The organism is Nonomuraea sp. SYSU D8015 (genome assembly GCF_008065375.1).
GTDB lineage: Bacteria > Actinomycetota > Actinomycetes > Streptosporangiales > Streptosporangiaceae > Nonomuraea.
In genome coordinates this window covers 414,234-430,950 of the sequence record NZ_VJYI01000009.1, presented here as the reverse complement: position 1 = coordinate 430,950, position 16,717 = coordinate 414,234, and the positions used below count along the sequence as shown (strand labels likewise).

Below are 16,717 nucleotides of genomic sequence, written 5' to 3'. Positions count from 1 at the left end.
TGAACGCCGCCCTCACCCTCCCGCATCACAACGGCCGCACCGAAGGCGTCAACACCCGCACGAAGAGGATCATGCGCCAGATGCACGGCCGGGCCGGGTTCGACCTTCTGCGCCACCGCATCCTGCTTCAGTGATGATCACTTAATGCCACCACCGATTACGGGCCAGAGCCGATCACTGGACGGACCCCGGTACGGGTCGCCGAGCTGCCCGGGCACCCGTTCTTCCTGGCCACGCTGTTCCAGCCGGAGTTGGCCGGTGACGGCAGCCGCGCACCCGGTGATCTCGGCCTTCGCCGCCGCCGTCGCCCGCCACGCCGGCCGCGACGAGGCGGCCTACGCGGGCACGGCCTGACCGCCCTGACGGAAGGTCCGCACGACAGCGGGCTTGTCTTGCGGCGCCCGCCCGAGACTCACTCGTTCAGGGTGGCCACGTCATACCGGGCATGGGATGCTCCCGTGACGAATGCCCAGTAGCGGTCGCCGTAGGACCAGTGCCACCACTCCGTGGGATAGTTCACGAAACCTGTCGCCGTCATGGCGGCGACCAGGACCCGCCGATTGCGCCTCGCCTCCGCCGTGATCCCCGGCGACTCCGTGTGGCACTCCTCGCCGTACTCCGGAGGCGAGGCGTTGACCTCCGTGCCCATCGGCAGCTCTGTTCCGTCCGCGGTGCACAGCGTGACGTCGACCGCTCCGCCGACCACGTGCGGTGCGACCTCGGGCGGTGCGACGTATTTGCCCACCTCGTGGCGCAGCCGCTCCGGCGTCCACCCCGGATGTGTGCGCCGCGTCCTGGCCAGGCAGTCGGCGAAATAGCGTTCCTGCAGCGCGTACGGCCGGTATCCCTCCACGAGGAGCAACCGAAGTTCCCGCGGGAGCTGAGTCTGCGCGGCCGTCAGGCGGTCGACGACGCCGAGCCGGACGTGTGCGTAGGCGCCTTCGGGGTCGGCCAGTCGCGGGTCAACCCGGATGACCTTCTCTTCCCGAAGGTCGACGAGGGGCTCGTCGCACTCCTTCACCGGCATCGCGGCAATTCGCGGGTCGGACAGAAGCACATGCTGCGCCATAGGGCTCTCCATGGGCGATCGGCGAGGTGAGAAGAAAGGTCCTCGCAGCATGGACCAGGCCGCCACAAAACCGCTGTAATCGCCTCTACAGCGATAACTCGCCGTACTCCCGGGAGCCGTGCAGCCGGAATGTCTCCATGGCCTCGGCCTTGGTCTTCTCGGCGGCGGCGAGGTCGCCGAGGGCCTCGTACACCTTGGCCAGGTCGCGGAGGGTGCGCGCGCGGAACAGGGTGGTGCGCAGGCGCTCCCAGATCCGCAGCGCCTCCTCCAGACAGTCCTTGGACTGGTACAGCCGGCCCTCGGCCAGGTGCAACTCGCCGATCGTGCGCAGTGTGCAGGCCTCGCCGAAGGAGTCATGGAGCGTACGCAGGGCCTGCAGGGTTTCCTGCAGCAGCCGCCTGGCCTCGTCGCACCTGCCCTGACGCAGGAGTGCCTTGGCCAGCGCGCGGACGCAGTACGCCTCCAGCATCCGGTCGTCGGCCGCTTGGAAGATGGCCAGCGCGCGCCTGGCGAGGTCCTCGGCCTGGGCCCATTCGCCTCTGGCGCGGTGGTACAACGACATGCTGCGCAGCGTCAGTCCCTGGCCGCGGCGCGCGCCGGCGGCGGTGAACAGTGACAGCGCCTCCTCGAGATCGGCCCACGCGGCGGGGTAGTCCCCGGTTTCCAGGCGCACGGTGCCGGCCAATCGCCTGACGTGGGCCAGCGCCGGGGCGTCGTCCAGGCCGGCCACCAACTCCTGCGCCCTGTCGAGGAAGTGCAGCGCCTCGGGCAGGTATCCCTGCTCCCGGCAGGCGGCGCCGAGCGACGCGAGGATGGCGCCCTCACCGCGGACGTCCTTGGCCGCCCGGAACATCGACAGCGCCTGGCTGAGGTACGCACGCGACTCGGCGTACCTGTCCAGCTCGTAGTGCAGCTGCCCCAGCCCGGCCAGCAGGGTCGCCTCGCCGAGGGCGTTGTCCATGCGACGGGCCGCCGACAGCGCCGCCTCGTGAGTCCTGTGCCAGCTCGCGAACGGGTCGTCGAAGACGTACTGGTGCCCTCCGAAGGCCGTGCACGACAGCGCGGCGGTCAGTTCGACGGCGAGTTCGTCCAGATTCATCGTCGCCGCGAGCTCGACGCCGGCGGTCAGGGAGTCCTGCTCGCCGCGTAACCAGGCGTGCGGATCGGCCACCACCGACCGTGCTACCTCAGGGTCCACCGGACAGGCCAGCCGGTAGGAGGCACGCACCGAGATCAGGTAGGGAGGCGCGGTCTCGTTGATCCGCTCGACCAGCCATATCCATCCGCCCAGGATCCTGGCGACGACGGCGTTGCGCGATTCCGTGTCGTCCTCCGCCAGGGCACGCTCCTTGGCGAACAGGCGGATCAGGTCGTGCATCCGGTAACGGAGCTGTCCTGTCGGGTCCACGCCCTCGACGTCGACGAGGGAGACGTCCACGAGATGTTCCAGGATGCGTTCGGCCTCGTCCAGGTGCGTCTCCAGGGCGGAGGCGGTCACCCAGGCGGGGAAGGACGGCAGGCCCATCAGGCCGAGGCGGCGCAGCGCCGTACGAGCCTGGGGCGGCAGCAGCGCGTAGCTCAGACTGATGCCGGCCCGCACCTGCTGATCTCCGACGGTCAGCTCGTCCAGCCTGCGCCGCTCGTCGGCCAGTCGGTTGAGCAGCCACGCCAGCGGCCACTGGCGGCGTGAGGCCAGCCTGGCGCCCGCGATGCGGATGGCCAGTGGAAGCCGGCCGCACAGCTTGACGATGGCGTCGGCGGCCTGGTGGTCACCCGCCACCCTGTCCTGGCCCACGATTCGCGAGAACATGTCGATCGCCGTGTCGGGGGGAAGGACGCCGAGTTCGACGAATGTGGCCCCCGCGAGACCCACGAGCCGGTTGCGTGAGGTGACGAGGACCGCGCAGCCGGATCCGCCGGGCAGCAGCGGCCGCACCTGCGCCTCGGTCGCGGCGTCCTCCAGGACCACCAGCTTGCGCTGGGTCGCCAGCAGCGTACGGTAGCGGCCGATCCGCTCCTCCAGCGTCGCAGGCAGCCGTGTCGTGGCAGGATCGAGCTCCTGCAGCAGCCGGCCCAGGACCTCCTCGGGACCGGCCGGGGCGTCGGTCGTGCCGCGCAGCTCGAGGTGGAGCTGGCCGTCGGGGAAGTGCTCCGCGACCTCGTGGGCGACCCGCAGGGCGAGGGCCGACTTGCCCATGCCGCCGGCGCCGGAGATCACGCAGATCGGCATCGCCTCCGGCCGGGTCAGCGTCGCGCGCAACATCGCGATCTCCTCTTCCCTGCCGAGGAAGTCGGGTGGCGGCGGGGGCAATTGCCGAGGTCTTCTGCCTCGGACAGGGGCCAGTAGGGCGGGATCCGATCGCAGGATCGCCTCGTGCGCCTGCCTGAGCTCGGGCCCCGGCTCGATGCCGAGCTCCTCGATCAGGACCTGCCTGCCCTCGCGGTACACGGCGAGCGCGTCCGCCTGCCGGTCCGCACGGTAGAGCGCCACCATGAGGTCGCGGCGCAGCCGTTCCCGGGCGGGATGGAGCGCCACCAGCTCGGCCAGCTCGTCGAGGAGCTGTTCGCCCTGGCCCATCGCCAGCTCGGTGGCGATCCGCTCCTCGACGACAGTGACTTTGAGCTCGTCCAGCCGCATGGCCTCAGCACGCAGGAAGGAATCGCCGATCCCGCCGAGCGCCGGTCCCCGCCAGAGCGCCAGGGCGGCGCGGAAGCCCTCGCGTGCCTCCAGATGACGGCTCTCCCGTAAGGCCTGCCGTCCCGACGCCACGAGCCGCTCGAAGACCTGCAGGTCCAGCGCATCGGCAGGCACCTCGGCGAGATACCCGACGCGGTGCGAGACGATCACGTCGGTCGCGCCCGCGCCTGCCAGCGACCGGCGCAGCGATGCGACGTAGGTCTGCAGGACGGCCCGTGCGGTGGTGGGCGGGTTCTCGCCCCAAACCGCCTCGATGAGCCGCTCGACCGGCACGATCCGGCCGGGATCGAGCAGCAGCGCGGTCAACAGGGCACGCGGCTTGGCCCCTCCCAGCCGTACCTGCTGTCCCCCGTTCCATACCTCGACCGGGCCGAGAAGCCGGAACTGCATACGTCCTCCCCAAGGACGAGGGGCCTCATCGCACCGAGACTAAAGGTCATTTATAGGGCGCACCAGGCTCAAGTGGCACTTACAGCGAACTTGGATCGGGGCGGCCCACTCTCTCGGTGTCCGATCACGAACGACTCCGAGAGATGAGGAATCACCATGGCTGAGATTCGCGGCACAGGCAGGCGGCTCGCTGCGGGACTGGCCGCCACGACGGTCGTGGCCGCCGGCCTCACGGCTGTCACGGCCTCTCCGGCCTTCGCGGTGAGCAGGTCCACGATCGTCTCCGCCGCTCAGGGCGAGCTGAACAACGGCACCCGAAATCACGAGAGTCCGGCGGGCAGCGGATGCAACTACTACACGGGCTTCTTCCGCACTTGGAAGTCGCCGGCCGGTTGCCCCAGCTCGAGCGGGGTGCAGTGGCGCAACAGCGAATGGTGTGCCGACTTCGCCAAGTACGTCTGGCGCAAGGCGGGCGTGCCGCACGCCGACGTCGCCGAGACGAGCGGCGGCGTCCTCACCGGATGGGCCAGCTCGTTCAAGGACTACGGAAACAGACACGGGACCTGGCATACCCGGGGAAGCGGCTACACCCCGCAGCCGGGCGACGCCATCGTCTTCGACTGGAACCAGAACGGCGACATCGACCACGTCGGCATCGTCAAGAGCGCCACCGGCACCACGGTTCACACGATCGAGGGCAACAGCGGCGACAAGATCCAGGCCAAGTCGTACTCCCGGACCGACGCCGACATCGTCGGCTACAGCGCCCCGGTCAACGCCACGTCCGGCCCGGAGGTGCCACCGGCAGGCCGGGACTCGGTGGGTTACTACAACCCGGCCGACGGCAGCTTCCACCTCACCAACGACCTGGGCGAAAGTACGGGTTCTTCGGACCACGCCTGGGACACCGCCCTGGAGGCCATTCCCAACGCTGTCATCCTGACGGGCGACTGGAACGGCGAGGGCAAGGACTCCACTGGTTACTACAACCCGTCCGACGGCACCTTCCACCTCAGCGACACCCTCGGACAGGGCGGCTCCTCCCAGCACGCCTGGGACACCGCCCTGGAGAGCATTCCCAACGCTGTCATCCTGACGGGCGACTGGAACGGTGACGGCAAGGACTCCACTGGTTACTACAACCCGTCCGACGGCACCTTCCACCTCAGCGACACCCTCGGACAGGGCGGCTCCTCCCAGCACGCCTGGGACACCGCCCTGGAGAGCATTCCCAACGCTGTCATCCTGACGGGCGACTGGAACGGTGACGGCAAGGACTCCACTGGTTACTACAACCCGTCCGACGGCACCTTCCACCTCAGCGACACCCTCGGACAGGGCGGCTCCTCCCAGCACGCCTGGGACACCGCCCTCGAAACCGTTCCTGGCGCGCAGGTCCTGACCGGCGACTGGAACGGCGACGGCAAGGACTCCACCGGCTACTACGACACTCGCGACGGCACCTTCCACCTGAGCAACGCCCTGGGAGAGGGCCCCTCCAACTACGCCTGGGGCACCTCGCTGGAGACCGTCCCCAACCTCGTCATCCTCACCGGCGACTGGAACGGCGCCTGAGCGTCATGACGATCAAGACCTCGGCAGCCGCATCCGTCGCGATCGCACTGACGCGGCTGCCGAGTCCTACGCCCCAACCGGCATCAAGCTCATCGCACCAGGACATCGTCCTCTGATTCCCCGTGGAGCTCCTCATGAAGCATCGATTCCTCCTTCGCGCTGCCCTCACCGCCGTGACGCTCACCGCGGCGGCCGGACTGTCCGTCGCCCCCGCCCACGCCGACCCCTTACCGCCGGCCGGTGACGTGACCGCGGCCTACCCCGTGGCGCCCTGCGACCCCAAGGGCGTCACTTCCTCGGACAACGCCCTGGCCACCACGCTCAACGGGAAGTTGACCAAGAAAATGCGCGGATACATGACCGGCTACCAGGTCTCCTGCGCCCGCAGGATCGTCGAAACCATCCACGGCCTGGGCATGCACCCGCGGGCGGCGGTCATAGCCATCACCACGGTCATCATCGAGTCGAGCATTCAGAACATCACCCAGGAGGTCGATCACGACAGCCTCGGCCTGTACCAGCAACGCGCCTCCTGGGGAAGCAGAGCGCAGCGGCTCGACCCCGTGTGGGCCACGAAGGCGTTCATCAGCAAGATGAAGCGGGAGTACCCGAACAACGCCTGGATGAACGCACCCATCGGAGAGGTGTGCCAGTCCGTCCAGGTATCGGCCTATCCGGACCGCTACCAGCCGCAGGCCGGCGACGCGCAGATCATCGTCGACCACCTGCGGCAGCCGACGACGAACGGCCGGGACTCAGTGGGCTACTACAACCCGTCCGACGGCAGCTTCCATCTCTCCAACGAGCTGGGCGAAAGTACGGGTTCTTCGGACCACGCCTGGGACACCGCCCTGGAGGCCGTTCCCAATGCCGTCGTCCTGACCGGTGACTGGAACGGCGAGGGCAAGGACTCCACGGGTTACTACAACCCGGCGGACGGCACGTTCCACCTGAGCAACGCGCTGGGGCAGGGCTCCTCCAACTACGCCTGGGACACCGGGCTGGAGGCCATTCCCGACGCTGTCGTTCTGACGGGCGACTGGAACGGTGACGGCAAGGACTCCACGGGTTACTACAACCCGTCCGACGGCACCTTCCATCTGAGCGACACCCTGGGGCAGGGCGGCTCCTCCCAGCACGCCTGGGACACCGCCCTGGAGACCATTCCCAACGCGGTCGTCCTGACCGGTGACTGGAACGGTGACGGCAAGGACTCCACGGGTTACTACAACCCGTCCGACGGCACCTTCCATCTGAGCGACACCCTGGGGCAGGGCGGCTCCTCCCAGCACGCCTGGGACACCGCCCTGGAGACCATTCCCAACGCTGTCATCCTGACCGGTGACTGGAACGGTGACGGCAAGGACTCCACCGGTTACTACAACCCGTCCGACGGCAGCTTCCACCTGAGCAACAGCCTGGGAGGGGGCTCCTCCTCCGACTACGCCTGGGACACCGGGCTGGAGGCCGTCCCCGATGCTGTCGTCCTGACCGGCGACTGGAACGGCGCCTGACGGAGCGGTTGGCAACGCAGAGCGATGTGGCGACCGGGAATCCATCCCGGTCGCCGGCGCTCGTACGCGACGTTCTCCCTGCGGGCGTGGGCGCGATGTGCCGGGGGTGCCGGTAAGAACGCTGTTATGAGCCCCGAACGGGCTGATCTGGGCTGGTGAGAGGCAGGAAGCAGGCTGGTCACAGGCCAAACTCGTACACCACTCCCGTGGACGCAGAAGACCATGGATCGCAACAGCGTCCACTCCCAAAGCGATGCAAGTGCCGTCAGGATGGCCGCGAGGTCGGCGCGAAGTGCCCCAGGCTGCGCCGCAAGGACGGCTCGTGGAACCCCAACCACGGGACTTGGTACGGCAAGGAAGAGTTGCCGGCCGGACCTGACGGGAAGCGCGTCTATCTGCGCGTGGGCGGTTTCAAGACCGAGGCCGACCTGACCGCCTTCTACGAGAAGGCGGGGCGGTTGCTCGACATCCCCGACACAGGCCCGGAGGGTCACGAGGCGCGCATGGAGATCCTGGAGATGATCCGGGCGGCGCACCGCAAGAAGGCGTCGCTGCCGGACTATGACGAGCTGCACCGCAAGTACCGGGCTGGCCAGCCGTTGCAGGCGATGACGTTCGGCGAGTACTGGAAGACATGGAGAGAGCGGCGGAAGCGTCTGAAGGACATCCGCGAGTCCACGCTGCTCAGCTACACCTCCCACTACGAGACGTACATCCGTGAAGTGCTGGAGGACGTGCGGATGGACAAGCTGTTCGTGCCCACGGTCGAGCAGGTGTTCACCCGCATCGACGAGAAGAACGCCGAACTGCTGGCCGCCCGCGAATCCGACGACCCCGAAGTGCGCGCGTCGGTGCGTGGCAAGCGGCCGACCGGGCCCGTGACCAAGCAACGCATCAGGGCGACGCTCCGCACTGTGCTGGCCTCTGCCGAGCGGGAGCACGTCGTCTCGTTCAACGCTGCGGCGCTGGTGAAGATCGATCCCGGCAAGAAGGCGAAAGGCGTCGTGTGGACGCGGGCCCGGGAGGAGGCGTTCAATGCCGCGTACGAGAAGCGGCTCAAGGCGGAACGCGAGGCGGCATTCCAGCCCAAGAAGCGGCTGGAAAGGTTCAAGATTTGGCTGGCGACACCGCGCCCATCACCAGTGATGGTGTGGACGCCCGCCCAGCTCGGCACCTTCCTGGACTTTGCCGTCGGGGACCGGCTGTACGCCCTGTATCACTTGATCGCGTTCCGAGGCCTGCGCCGCGGCGAGGCCTGTGGTACCCGCTGGGTCGACGGTGAGTTGGATGAGGGCCTGCTGGCCACGGTCAAGCAGCTCACCAACGTCGGCGGGGAGGTGAAGGAGGGATCGCCGAAGACGGAGTCGTCGGACGCGGTGGTCGCGCTGGACAAGGTCACGGTCGCCGTCTTGCGGGCGCACAAGGCGCGGCAGAACGAGGAGCGGCTGGCGTGGGGGTCGGCGTGGACGGACACCGGCCGGATCTTCACGCGGGAGGACGGCCGCGAGCTGACGCCTGACTGGGTCAGCGAGCATTTCGAGCGACTGACGTTCGCCGCCGGTCTGCGGCCGATCCGGCTGCACGACCTACGCCACGGCGCGGCCACACTCTCCCTGGCGGTCGGCAACGACATGAAGACGACGTCGGCGATGCTGCGGCACTCGAGCGTGTCGATCACGGCCGATCTTTACGCGACGGTGCTGCCGGAAGTGGCACGGGAAGCGGCCGAAGCGAGTGCCGCTCTGGTGCCTCGGGCGGTCGCCGTAGGGGAGGCGTCCGAAACTGGCGGTCTCCCTTCGGTCTCCGTTTTGGAGGATCGCCGCCTCACGGATTCGGTGGGATCAGGGAATCCGCAGGTACATCCTGAGGTGGAAGAGTAGGGCGGGTGGGACTTGAACCCACGACCCACGGATTATGAGTCGGTTCGATTGGTACCGCTAAGTGTCGCGAGGTGACGTTTCTGATCGCTCTGTCCGCGATCATCCCCCATCATCGTGTCGGGAAGTGGTGGTTGATGTCGCGCTGTATCGCGTACGCGCGAGCAACCACCGAGCAACCACGCGTTCTTGACCATCGGCAAAATGCGCTATTTGTCCACTCCTTTGCAGGCTGCGCAGGGCCAGAACTCCGTGATGAGGCTTGAGCTTCACGGCGTTCGCGCACAGGAGCAACCATCGAGCAGCCACCAGCCACCAGCCAGCGCGGTGTTTGCGAGCCAGGTGAACCGGGCCGGGTTTCTCGGAGGCCACCTCCAACAACGAACTCGGCGCGGTTCATGGACGGTGCTCTGGCAAGATGAGAATGACGTCCGTGCCCTCCGACTTGTTCTGGCTCACGACCGGGTCGTCCGCCACGATCTCGCAAGGTACGTTGCCCTCTGCCATCGTGATCCGCACCGACACGTATGCGAACCCGACCCGCGGGATCTCATAGCAACCCCCGGCTCGCAGCGTCGCGTCGGCGGTCCGTAGCGCCACGTTCCCGACGTATGCCGTGCCGCCGATCCGGTTCCTTCCGCAAGCGGGTCAGCACCACGCTCCTCGACAACGCAGCGGCTACGGTATGGCGGGCGACACGATCGCATCCCGACATGGTCGGGCGGGCCGTCATGAAAGGTGGCGTTCCACAAACAAACCACCGGCCGTCCCCTGTGCGGGATTTCCGGAAAGATCCTCACAGTAAGTGACTTCCGAATTACGGTGTGGCCATGGGAAGTCGCGCACAATAGCCATCATGCAGACGGCACCTTCGGGCTCTACTACTCGCAATGGGGCGTCTACCAGCTCGAACTCGACCTCCTGCCCGGCCCTGAACCCGCAACCCGGTTCGCCCGCCGCCAGCGCGAGGTGAGTTCATGGATGTGGGAGGGTGAATGCGAAGGTGCATGTCTGATCGACCATGACGAACGGCGACTGCTGCTGTTCTGTCACTGCGGCGCCGATCAGAGCTACCGGCTCGCGGCCTTGGCGACGCTCGCCCGTACCTGGCCGGGCTGGCGGGTGGAATGGGCCTATGACGGCCTTCAGCAGCTCAAGGTGGCAGCCGGCCACGCCACCGACCTCGCCGTGACAGGCTCTGCGAATCCGCAGGCGGGCGAAGAATGGTGCAACGTGCTGGTCACCGTGACCCACCAAGGTCGGACACGGGCCCTCCTCGTCGACTCGGCCGAATCGGTCATCCGCAGCGGGGCGAGAAGCCTGGACGACCACCGCTCTGTCTGGCCGACGATCACTTCCTGCCCCGGCAAGGTCGCGGCCGGTGTCCACCTCGACCTTGATGACCGGACCGCCGGGGTCTGGACCTCCTCCACGTTGCGCGGTGCCCTGCAGAACGTGGGGCAGGGGTGGCCTGGCTGGCACTGGTCGAACTGGGAGGACAGGTCAGCCGAGCAGGCGCGCCGGGTCGCCGGAGCCCTCACCGTGCCGGAGCCGGACCTCGCGGAAGGTCTGCGTGCTCTCGCGGCGGAGTTCGACAAGCATCAGGACGTGGACTTCGCCACCAAGTCGGCCTCCCTCCTGCTCGCCTTCACCGACCTTCTGTTCGCCGGTCAGCGGCACGACCGCAGCCCGATCAATGGCACGAGTGACCCTGCGAATGCGCATGCCGGCGAGGTCACCGCGTACAGGACCAGGCCGATCAGCATCGGTCCGCGGCGTCCGTACCGGTCGCTGAGCTGGCCCGCGATCAGCTGCCCGGCGGCCAGCCCGATCATGCACGCGGTGACGGTGAGCTCCGTCCGAGCCGTTGCCGCTCGAATATTGAGTTACGTGCCTTGAGTTGCGGCTATCGGCGTGGCGATGTCCGGGGGACATTGCCGGCGGGGCTGGTGCGGCCGGTGCCCGTTGTGGTGGACCAGGTACTCGCGGAGCACGAAGGTCAAGTGGCGTTCGTTGAGGATCAGGCTGGTCCAGGAGGTCACGGCGCAGGGTGCCGATGACCCGCTCGCAGATGGCGTTCATCCTCGGCGTCCGCAGTAGCGTGGTGATGACCCGCGGATCAAGAAATGCAGCTCAGCGATGCGATCGCCCAGGTCCGTAATCAGGTTGCGGGCTTGCTGCACCGTCCATGCCCCGGACGGGGTGCGCGGTCACTCCGGCCAAGTGCAGCCGTCGGGTGCCGTGCTCGATGAAGACCAGCACATACAGCCGCTTTTAGTATGACCGTCTCGACCGCTAGGAAGTCGCGGGCGATGATTGCGTGGGCCTGGGCGGTCAGGAACTGCCGCCACGTCGGTCCGGCCCGGCGGGGCGCCGGATCGACACCGGCGGCGTGCGGGATCTCCCACACGGTGGAGGCCGCTATCACGTAGCCCAGGCGCGCCAGCTCACCGTGGATTCTCCGGTGCCTTCAGGTCGGGTTCTGCTGCGCCATCCGCACGATCAGTGCTTTGACCGGCCGACGAGTGCAAGGGCGTCCCGGGTGTCGTCTGTCGGTGAAGGTCCACTTACGCCTCACGAGGGTGCGATGCCAGCGTAAGATCGTCGCCGGGGTGACCGGGAACACCTCCGGCTACTGGCGACGGCGGATCAGCCGCGACAATGCCGGCGCAGGACGGTATCCGGCCGGACGAGAAGCCGCAGTCGGTGCAGAATCTCGCGGGGCAGCGAGGCCAGGAGAGCGGCAAGAGAGGCCCGGTCCTCGGGGGCGAATCTCACCCTGGTGTCGGCGACGAGTTGCCGTTCGAGGACGGTGATCAATCGTCGGCAGGCGCAGAGTTCGCGTACCTCGGCGATGAGCGGCACCTTGCGAGCTCGCTTGCCCTTGGTGCCCTTGTCGGCCAGGCCGCCGGGGCTTCGTGTGGTGTGCCTGCGCACGATCCAGGTCGCGCTCGGCGCGCGCCTACAGGCCTACGTCGAAAGCGGCCGTATCCGCCTGGTGACCGGCTTCTTCACTCACGCCATCGAACGCGACGGCGCACAGGTACGGATGATCAGCCGCCCGGACATGTACTTGGCGCTCACCCAGTTCTACGCGGTGGCGCTCTGCCCGCACGTCATGCACAGCGCCTACGGCGACCGCCTCGACGCCGACTTCACGAAACAGCTCATCACCACGGGCGTTGACATGTTCCTGACTTACTACCGCGCAAAGCCGCTGGATTAGGACACCACTCCGCCTCCCCGGGCGTCACGTCCTGAATGCGGGCCTGAATCCTCCACACGTCGCCGAAGGCCGACGAGCCGAGCCCGCTTTTTAGTTCAGGAGCTTTGGAAGCAGCGCGGCCAAGGGCAGGGAAGGGTTGAATTCGGCCTCATGGCTTTCCGGGAGCCTTGCCCTGAAACTTTCAATATGTTTCCAGGCTGAACGATGCGATACGTGCCAGCAAAACGGCATGGGAGCGCCGCCCGTCACGTCAGAGGAGCGAGCCGCGCCTTGACGGGACCTGCATGCCTCGTATTTGCTCCGTCGCATCACCACCCATCGGCAGGAACGGGCGCGGCAAAGCGATGTAAACGATGACACGGTTTTCCGTCATGCCCTCCAATCACGCCAGTTCCGCACGGATGAGAGGACTGATCCAGCTCATGTTAACGCTAACCGAGGCCCTGGCGCCGCCCTCTCGGCGGTGCGACAGGCAGGTGAGTGACGTTGCGACGTAAATCCGTCTTCGCCGCTGTCACGGTCGCGGCGCTTCTCGTGGTGGCCACCGGTGGTACGGCGCTGAGCAGCAGCGAGACCACGTCACGCACGGCGAGCGCCGCCGCGGCGACGCCAGGATGCGGCAAGACTCCAACGCTCAGAAGTGGCACGCACTCGATTCAGAGCAGCGGCCGCACTCGTTCCTTCATCTTGAGAATTCCCGACAACTACAACAACAACAACCCCTACCGGTTGATCTTCGGCTTCCACTGGCTCAACGGCACCGCCAACGACGTCGACACGGGCGGGAGCAGCGGATTCACCTGGTCTTACTACGGGCTCAGGCAACTGGCGAACAACACCGCGATCTTCGTTGCCCCCCAGGGCCTGAACAACGGCTGGGCCAACTCCGGCGGCGAAGACCTGACCTTCGTCGACGACATGCTCAGGCTGATCGAAGCAGACCTGTGCGTCGACACCACGCAGCGGTTCGCCGGAGGCTTCAGCTACGGCGGCGGCATGAGCTACGCCCTGGCCTGCGCCCGGGCGACGGTCTTCCGCGCCGTCGCGGTCTACGCCGGCGCACAACTCAGCGGATGCAGCGGCGGCACCCAGCCCATCGCCTACATCGGGCTACACGGCCTCAGGGACAACGTCCTCAACATCTCTCAGGGCCGGTCGCTGCGCGACAGGTTCGTCAGGAACAACGGATGCACTCCCCAAAACCCCCCCGAGCCGGCACAGGGCAGTCTGACGCACATCGTCACCGCCTACTCGGGATGCCGATCCGGGTACCCGGTCGTATGGGCGGCGTTCGACAGCGGTCACACCCCGGGGCCAGTGGATGGGTCCACCGCCGACGACGGCGCACGGACCTGGACCAAGGAAGTGGTGTGGAACTTCTTCAACCAGTTCCAGAGCACGAACGACACCACTCCGCCGACCGCTCCGGGCACTCCCGCCGTCTCCAACGTGACCGCTACCAGCGCCACCCTGACCTGGACGGCATCCACCGACCAGGGCGGCTCCGGCTTGGCCGGTTATAACGTCTACCGCGTTTCGGGCGCCACCGACCCGCTGCTCGGCCAGTCCACCGCCAACTCGATCACCCTGACGGGGCTGACCGCCAACACCCAATACCAGGTCTACGTACGCGCACGGGACGGCGCGGGCAACCTGTCGGCCAACTCCGCGTTCGTCACGTTCACCACGACCTCCACCGGCGGCGACACCACACCACCCACCGCCCCGGCCGGGCTGGCGGCCTCCGGCACCACCGCCGGCAGCACCAATCTGTCCTGGACCGCTTCCACTGACGAGGTCGGGGTGACCGGCTACGACATCCTGCGCGCACCCGGGACCACCGGCGGCACCTTCGCCCAGATCGGCACCTCGGCCACGACCTCGTTCGGCGACACGGGCCTGACCCCGAGCACCACCTACCGCTACCAGGTCCGCGCGCGGGATGCCGCCGGCAACCTCTCGCCGGTGTCCAACACGGTCCAGGTCACCACCAGCGGCGGCACCACCGGAACGTGCACGGCCACGCCGACCGTGCAGAGCCAGTGGGGTACCGGCTATGTGATCCAGCCGCTGACCGTCACCAACACCAGCACCTCGACGATCACCAGCTGGACGGTCACCTTCACGCTCCCGGCCGGGCACGCGCTGACCGGCTCGTGGAACGCCACCGTCACCACCAGCGGGCAGACCGTCACGGCCAAGAGCGTGAGCTTCAACGGCACGTTGGCCCCCGGAGCCGGCACCACCAGCTTCGGCTTCCAGGCCAGCCGTCCCAACGGCAACACGGCTCTGCCATCCGGATACACCTGCACCAGCGCGTAACCTCGCGACCGGATATCGGCCCAGCCCTCGGCGAACGTCTGGGTGGGGCTGGTCCGCACCCGTTCTTCCTCACCGCTGCTGACAGTGCTGGCGCGCTGGTGACGGGCGCGGCCGGGGAAGGCGTCCCGATCGCCGTCGAAGCCGAGGGGGACGCCTTCCCCGGCCGCGCCGCGACGTTCAGCGAACAGCGCGTCGACCTCGGCGCGGTATCCGTGCCCGCATGCGAGAAGGCCACCCGCGGTGAAAGCGGACGGCCTTCTGGGAGGCAGGAGCCTCAGCTGTAGGAGTAGGACTGCGCGCTGCAGCCGGTGATGTAGGGCCCGGGGTAGACCTGCTGGGTGGAGCAGCCCCAGGTGGCGGTCAGGGTCGTGGCCGAGGAGGGAATGCTGATCGCCGGTCCGTTGGTCCAGCCGACCTGGTCATACTGGTGACCGCCACTGCAGATGGCCGACACGCTCACCGAGGTGCTGCCGCCGGGCAGGCTGATCGTGAACGACCACGTGTGATTCGCCGGGTTCGCGACCATCGAGCTGTAGGGCATCGTCACGCCGTACGAAGGAGGCGCGGAGCCGACCGAGACGTACGAGGCGTACCAGTCGCGGGTGTCGCCGGAGTAGTTGACGTTGAGGCAGTCCACCGTGGCGTTGAGCGTCAGGGTTGAGGCGGCGGCGGGCTGCTGGATGGTCACGACCATCGCGGCGGTGGTGGCCAGCATCACGCCGACCGCCAGTGCCCGGCGGATCAGGCTGCGAGCGAACATGGGGTCCCTTTCTTCGCGCCGTTGACTGTGGAGATTTCGCCAGAGTTGCCGGTCGGCAGGTACGGGTGATGGCGATCGGCGTGGTGCCCACACGCTGGGAGAAGCCGGGCGCTCTGCCGTCGAGGCCGGCGAATCCGTATCCCATGACGTGGTGGTCGCCGGGCACGCACGACATCATGGTGCTTTTATCGGCGTAAGCCACATTGTTCTGGTGGGTCTCGGTGGAACCCGGATAGTACCGTTCCGCTACAAGGAGAGATATCCGCCGATGTACAGAACTTCCTGGTTGCAGTCGACACGAGGGCGCGCATTCTGTGAAAAGATTTTCCATCTCTCCCTGCCGCCGGTCGTAATCCAGAGCGTGCGGCCGCGCGCCTGAGACGCCGCGGGATATGCCTTCTCGAGGGGAGGATCACACAATGGCCACGGACTGGACAGCCCCATATAAAGGACCGCTCTCCGAAACAAGCGGTGAATCACGGTTTCCGTACGGCCCGTAAAAGGGCGACGATCTCGCCCCACGGGTCAACAGGCTGGTCGCAGACCATGTGACGCCGTGCGATGCGGCGGTCGTACCCGCGTCATCACAGTCGTCCGCGCGGCGGTGTTAGTGAAACTTTCAACACGGGGACGCCTGGCGGCGAGCTGTCGAAGCTCGCCGTCCGGGAGATGCTGAACGCCGCGGGGATCGACCCGTACGGCCCGAACGGGTCCGTCTGGCCCATGAGAACCGTAGGATCCGGTGCTGTCAGTCGACGACCGTGCCGCCGGTGAGGTTGACGATCGCCCCGCTGATCGCGTTGCCCCGGTCGGAGGCGACGAAGACGACCGTGCCGGCGATCTCGGCGACGGTGGGGGCCGCCTGTTGAACGTTCGGTCGGTCATGCGGGTGTGGAGCTCCTCGACGGTGAGCCGTAGGCGGCGGCGCGCAGCCGTACACCTCCGCGAGCTGCGCGGTCTCGGGCATGCCCGCCGTGTTGAGGCACGCGACCCGTACGCCCTGTGGCCCGAGCTCCGTGGCCAGCCCCGGGTCAGCGACTCGACCGCTGCCCACGCCGGGGCCATGCCTTCCATGAGGGGAGTGCCGAGTCACCGAATCCAGTACGTCCACGGTGGCGGCGTCGGCGACGCCACCCGAGGCCCGGATCCTTCCTGCGACCGTCTCCGGCGCGGCGCTGGTACGTCCGGCGAGGAAGACGTGCGCTCCCTGGGCGGCTGCGCGAGGCCGGAGTCGTACGGAACGACCCGCACGGCCGCCAGCGCTACGGCAGGTAGCGGTCGACGAC

11 protein-coding genes are annotated in these 16,717 nt (G+C 67.6%); 6 read left to right on the top strand and 5 right to left on the bottom strand.

Annotation, left to right across the window (positions count from 1 at the left end; all coding sequences use genetic code 11):
• Positions 1-412 precede the first annotated feature (412 nt).
• On the bottom strand, positions 413-1,069 hold the full coding sequence (locus ID574_RS34235) for a M15 family metallopeptidase (protein ID WP_188193110.1): 657 nt from the start codon (positions 1,067-1,069) through the stop codon (positions 413-415).
• An 85-nt stretch (positions 1,070-1,154) separates the two neighbouring features.
• A complete protein-coding gene (locus ID574_RS34230; protein WP_188193109.1) occupies positions 1,155-4,157 on the bottom strand; it encodes an AfsR/SARP family transcriptional regulator in 3,003 nt (1,000 codons plus the stop codon).
• A 156-nt stretch (positions 4,158-4,313) separates the two neighbouring features.
• On the opposite strand from ID574_RS34230, the gene ID574_RS34225 reads away from it, so the two are divergent.
• The 4 genes from ID574_RS34225 (at position 4,314) to ID574_RS62980 (ending at position 11,022) form a co-directional block, all read left to right on the top strand.
• Complete coding sequence (locus tag ID574_RS34225; RefSeq protein WP_188193108.1) at positions 4,314-5,732, top strand: CHAP domain-containing protein; 1,419 nt, start codon at positions 4,314-4,316, stop codon at positions 5,730-5,732.
• Between the two features lie 134 nt (positions 5,733-5,866).
• A complete protein-coding gene (locus ID574_RS34220) occupies positions 5,867-7,246 on the top strand; it encodes a hypothetical protein (RefSeq protein ID WP_188193107.1) in 1,380 nt (459 codons plus the stop codon).
• Between the two features lie 362 nt (positions 7,247-7,608).
• Positions 7,609-9,126 (top strand): tyrosine-type recombinase/integrase, encoded by a 1,518-nt coding sequence (locus ID574_RS34215; protein ID WP_188193106.1) that lies wholly within the window; start codon positions 7,609-7,611, stop codon positions 9,124-9,126.
• A gap of 735 nt (positions 9,127-9,861) precedes the next feature.
• The gene (locus tag ID574_RS62980; RefSeq protein ID WP_442939350.1) at positions 9,862-11,022 is read left to right on the top strand and encodes a hypothetical protein; all 1,161 of its coding nucleotides are present in this window, start codon (positions 9,862-9,864) and stop codon (positions 11,020-11,022) included.
• A 750-nt stretch (positions 11,023-11,772) separates the two neighbouring features.
• Here ID574_RS62980 and ID574_RS60370 read toward each other — a convergent pair.
• Entirely contained in the window at positions 11,773-12,060 is a 288-nt protein-coding gene (locus ID574_RS60370) for a hypothetical protein (protein ID WP_223167341.1), read from the bottom strand.
• Here ID574_RS60370 and ID574_RS34195 point away from each other — a divergent pair.
• Positions 12,047-12,349 (top strand): hypothetical protein, encoded by a 303-nt coding sequence (locus ID574_RS34195; RefSeq protein ID WP_188193103.1) that lies wholly within the window; start codon positions 12,047-12,049, stop codon positions 12,347-12,349. The two genes, ID574_RS60370 and ID574_RS34195, sit on opposite strands and share 14 nt — an antisense overlap.
• A gap of 486 nt (positions 12,350-12,835) precedes the next feature.
• Complete coding sequence (locus ID574_RS34190; RefSeq protein ID WP_188193102.1) at positions 12,836-14,671, top strand: cellulose binding domain-containing protein; 1,836 nt, start codon at positions 12,836-12,838, stop codon at positions 14,669-14,671.
• Between the two features lie 274 nt (positions 14,672-14,945).
• On the opposite strand, the gene ID574_RS34185 is transcribed toward ID574_RS34190, so the two are convergent.
• Both ID574_RS34185 and ID574_RS34180 read right to left on the bottom strand, forming a co-directional pair.
• Positions 14,946-15,431 (bottom strand): hypothetical protein, encoded by a 486-nt coding sequence (locus tag ID574_RS34185; RefSeq protein WP_188193101.1) that lies wholly within the window; start codon positions 15,429-15,431, stop codon positions 14,946-14,948.
• Between the two features lie 748 nt (positions 15,432-16,179).
• Positions 16,180-16,485 carry a Rossmann-fold NAD(P)-binding domain-containing protein gene (locus ID574_RS34180; protein WP_188193100.1) on the bottom strand — a complete coding sequence of 102 codons (306 nt, stop codon included), beginning with the start codon at positions 16,483-16,485 and terminating at the stop codon, positions 16,180-16,182.
• Positions 16,486-16,717 lie beyond the last annotated feature (232 nt).